The 3,576-nt window shown below is 73.3% G+C and carries 4 protein-coding genes; 3 read left to right on the top strand and 1 reads right to left on the bottom strand.

Annotated features, from left to right (window positions below; genetic code table 11):
* Positions 1 to 33 precede the first annotated feature (33 nt).
* Positions 34 to 1,206, top strand: coding sequence for an alkaline phosphatase family protein (locus SSOG_RS12315; protein ID WP_009714548.1), 1,173 nt, complete (start codon positions 34 to 36; stop codon positions 1,204 to 1,206).
* A 102-nt stretch (positions 1,207 to 1,308) separates the two neighbouring features.
* Entirely contained in the window at positions 1,309 to 1,980 is a 672-nt protein-coding gene (locus SSOG_RS12310) for a thymidine kinase (protein WP_009714547.1), read from the top strand.
* On the opposite strand, the gene SSOG_RS12305 is transcribed toward SSOG_RS12310, so the two are convergent.
* The gene (locus SSOG_RS12305; protein WP_009714546.1) at positions 1,977 to 2,771 is read right to left on the bottom strand and encodes a VOC family protein; all 795 of its coding nucleotides are present in this window, start codon (positions 2,769 to 2,771) and stop codon (positions 1,977 to 1,979) included. The two genes, SSOG_RS12310 and SSOG_RS12305, sit on opposite strands and share 4 nt — an antisense overlap.
* 285 nt (positions 2,772 to 3,056) lie before the next feature.
* Here SSOG_RS12305 and SSOG_RS12300 point away from each other — a divergent pair.
* A partial coding sequence (locus SSOG_RS12300) for a sulfurtransferase (RefSeq protein ID WP_281048078.1) occupies positions 3,057 to 3,576 on the top strand: 520 nt, incomplete at its 3' end.

Genomic DNA, 3,576 nt, shown 5'->3' with positions numbered 1-3,576 from the left:
ACCACCGCCGCCGACTCCGCCTGGCCCGAGCCGGTGCCGCTCGATCCCCGCAGCGCCCCGCTGCCGCGCTACGGCACGGGTTCGCTCGCCGATCTGCTGCCCGCGGTCGCCGCCGGGCAGGAGGTCCCGGGGATGACGTCCGGGCTCGCCCTCGCGCCCGCCGACCGGGTCTGCGTCTTCCTGATCGACGGCCTGGGCTGGGAGCTGCTGCGCGACCACCCCGCCGAGGCGCCCTTCCTGACCTCGCTGCTCTCCACCTCGATGAACGGCACCGGCGCCCCGCTCACCGCGGGCTTCCCGTCCACCACCGCCACGTCGCTCGCCTCCGTGGGCACGGGCCTGCCGCCCGGCGCCCACGGGCTGCCGGGTTATACGGTGGCCGACCCCGCCACCGGCCAGCTGATGAACCAGCTGCGCTGGCAGCCCTGGACGGATCCGCACGCCTGGCAGCCGTATCCCACGGTCTTCCAGCTGGCCGACGCCGCGGGCGTGCACACCTGCCAGGTCTCCGCGCCGACCTTCGCGGAGACCCCGCTCACCAAGATCGCGCTGAGCGGTGGCACCTTCCACGGCCGGCTCTCCGGCGAGGAGCGGATGGACCTCGCGGCCGAGCAGCTCGGCGCCGCGGACCGCTCGCTCGTCTACACGTACTACAGCGAAGTGGATGGCAAGGGTCATCGCTTCGGCGTCGACTCCGCGGAGTGGCGTGACCAACTCCGCTACGTCGACGGGCTGGCCCGGCGGCTCGCCGAACAACTCCCGCCCCGCGCCGCGCTGTACGTGACCGCCGACCACGGCATGATCGACATCCCCTTCGACCCGGAGTCGCGCCTCGACTTCGACACCGACTGGGAGCTGCGGGCGGGCGTCGCGCTGCTGGGCGGCGAGGGCCGTGCCCGCCATCTGTACGCGGTCCCCGGCGCGGCCGGCGACGTGCTCGCCGTATGGCGCGAGGTGGTGGGGGAGCGGATGTGGGTGGCCGGCCGTGACGAGGCCATCGAGGCGGGCTGGTTCGGGCCGCCCGGCGGCACCGGCGGCGTGGACGACCGGGTCTACCGGCGCATCGGCGACATCGTGGCCGCCGCCCGCGACGACATCGCGATCGTCGCCTCGGAGACCGAGCCGAAGGAGTCCGCGATGGTCGGGCTGCACGGTTCGATGACCCCGGTGGAGCAGCTCGTCCCGCTGCTCGAAGTACGCTCCTGAGCGACCGCGTCACCCGCGCGACCGCGTCACCCGCGCGACCGCGTCACCGCGCGCGGCCCGTCCCACCGCCACCTGTCTCGTACGAAAGGCTTCGCCACCCCCATGCCCGAGCTGGTGTTCTTCTCCGGAACCATGGACTGCGGAAAGAGCACGCTGGCTCTTCAGATCGAGCACAACCGCTCGGCCCGCGGGCTCCAGGGGATGATCTACGCCCGGGACGACCGGGCGGGCCACGGCAAGCTCTCCTCACGGCTCGGGCTGGTCACCGAGGCCGTCGAGGCCGTACCGGACCTGGACTTCTACGCCCATGTGGTCGGCGCGCTGACGGCGGGGAGCCGCGCCGACTACGTCATCGTGGACGAGGCGCAGTTCCTTACCCCGCTCCAGATCGACCAACTCGCCCGCATCGTCGACGACCTGGGCCTGGACGTCTTCGCCTTCGGCATCACCACCGACTTCCGCAGCAAGCTCTTCCCCGGCTCCCAGCGGCTGGTCGAACTCGCGGACCGGGTGGAGGTGCTCCAGGTCGAGGCGTTGTGCTGGTGCGGTGCCCGGGCCACGCACAACGCCCGTACCGTCGGCAGCGAGATGGTCGTCGAGGGCGCCCAGGTCGTCGTGGGCGACGTCAACCAGTCGGAGAGCGAGGTGGGTTACGAGGTGCTGTGCCGCCGCCACCACCGGCGCCGGATGACGGCCGCCGGCGCGCGGGCCGCCAGCCTGTCACCCGATGTGCTCCCGGTCGACTCGCCCGCCGTCCCGCCGACGGCTCCCTAAACCTCCGCAGCCCGCACGACCGTGAAGGCCGCCCCCTCCCGGTCGGTGACCAGGGCCGCGCGACCGGTCGCCCGGTCCGAGGGCGGCTCGACCACCCGGCCGCCCAACTCGGCGACCCGGCGCACCGCTTCGTCCACGTCCCGTACCGCGAAATGGGTCATCCAGTGTGCGCCCCGGTCGCGGGGCAGGGCCCGGCCCACGCTCCGGATCGCGCACACCGGCTGCCCGGCCAGGTGCAGGGTCCGGCGGCCGGGCTCGCCGGGCTCGGGCGGCGACGCGCTCCGCGTACCGTCCGCTTCGTAGCCGAAGACCATCTGGTAGAACTTCGCGACCGCCCCGGACTCGCGGGCCGTCAGCTCGTGCCAGACCGGGGTGCCGGGCGGTCCCGACTCCCGGAGGACGGCGTGCTCCTCCTCCTGCCACACCCCGAACACGGCGCCCTCCGGGTCGGCGGCGATCAGCATCCGGCCCGCCTCGTCCGCGTCCAGCGGGCCCACGGCCACGGTGCCGCCGCAGGCGCGGATCATCTCGGCCGTCTCGTCGGCGTCGTGGGAGGCCAGATAGGTCATCCAGGAGACCGGAAGCTGACGTTCGGGTGGCAGCTCACCCAGTCCGGCGACCGGCACGCCGTCCCGTACGGCGCGGACGTACGCGCCGAGCTGCTGGGGCCCCGGGGTGAACTCCCAGTCGAACAGGGCGTGGTAGAAGTCCTGTGTCGCGGCAAGGCTGTGCACCATCAAACTCGTCCAGCAGGGTGTGCCCGGTGTGCGCCGAGTCGCTGCCTCGGTCATACGTCACTCTCTCCTCGGACCATCGTCGTGGCCGTGCGGCCCCGGGCCGGTGCGGCGCGGGGCGGTGATGCGGAGGTGCTGATGTGGGGGGCCCGAACGATATTTGCACCACCTGCCGCGGCAAGCTCCCCGGCCGCGCCGCAATATGGCCGCTCCGGAGGAAGAATGACCGGTTTATTGCCGCGCATCCGTTTCGCTTTGCCGGCCATTGAGTGACGATCAGCTGTGCGTTGAGTGATCGGGGGGTCCAAACGTCGCAGGCGGATCTACGCAAGGATGGTTCCCATGAATGCCATCATCACCGCACCCGATCTCATGAACGCGCTGGCGGGGGAGCGCCCCCCGCTGCTGCTGGACGTGCGCTGGCAGCTCGGCGGCCCTCCCGGCCGCCCCGCCTACGAGGCCGGACATCTGCCCGGCGCCGTGTACGTCGATCTCGACACCGAGCTGGCGAGCCCGGCCGGGGCGGCGGGGCGCCATCCGCTGCCCGATCTTTCCGCGTTCGCGGCCGCGATGCGACGGGCCGGGGTCGGCCGGGACCGGCGCGTGGTGACGTATGACGGCGGACAGGGGTGGGCGGCGGCGCGCGCCTGGTGGCTGCTTCGCTGGGCGGGCCACCCCGATGTCCGCGTGCTCGACGGCGGTCTGCCCGCCTGGACCGCGGCCGGTGGCGCGCTGACCACCGAACTCCCGGGCGAGCACGAGGGGGACTTCGTCCCGGAGCCCGGCGCCCTGCCGCTGCTCACGGCGGATGACGCGGCCGCGCTCGCCCGGCGCGGGGTGCTGCTGGACGCGCGTGCGGGGA

Source organism: Streptomyces himastatinicus ATCC 53653 (assembly GCF_000158915.1).
Lineage (GTDB): Bacteria > Actinomycetota > Actinomycetes > Streptomycetales > Streptomycetaceae > Streptomyces > Streptomyces himastatinicus.
This window is presented reverse-complemented; position numbering and strand designations above follow the sequence as displayed.